Origin of the sequence: Bradyrhizobium sp. NBAIM01 (assembly GCF_020194115.1) — a bacterium.
Classification (GTDB): domain Bacteria; phylum Pseudomonadota; class Alphaproteobacteria; order Rhizobiales; family Xanthobacteraceae; genus Bradyrhizobium; species Bradyrhizobium yuanmingense.
The window spans coordinates 1-400 of record NZ_JADYVU010000039.1 but is presented as its reverse complement, the minus strand read 5'-3'; the positions used below and the strand labels follow the sequence as shown (position 1 = coordinate 400).

Sequence of the window (400 nt, the reverse complement as noted above, 5' to 3'; positions counted from 1 at the left end):
CTTCAGCCAGCAGGCCCACGTCATTGCGCAGCGCCAGCAGCTTGGTAAAGAGCGCGCGCGCTTCGTCATGGCGGCCCTGCATGACGAGGTTGTCGACGTACCAGAAGCTGCAGGCAAGGAATACGCCTTCGCCCTCGGGCAGGCCGTCGGTCGCCGCTTCGGTGCGGTAGCGGCGCACGAGGCCATCGACGAGCAGGTCTTCTTCGATGGCCTTGACCGTGCCCTGGATGCGCGGGTCGGATGCCGGCAGAAAACCCACCAGCGGCAGCATGAGAAGCGCGGCATCCAGTTCGTCGCTGTCGTAGCTCTGCACGAAGCAGCCACGCGCGGCGTTGTAGCCGTGGGCACAGACCTCTGCGTGGATGCTGTCGCGCACGACGCGCCAGCGCTCTACCGGGCC

Annotated in this window: 1 protein-coding gene; it reads right to left on the bottom strand. The window is 66.8% G+C overall.

The window, feature by feature from the left end; all coding sequences use genetic code 11:
- A partial coding sequence (locus I6F31_RS36255) for a glycoside hydrolase family 15 protein (protein WP_225187064.1) occupies positions 1-400 on the bottom strand: 400 nt, incomplete at both ends.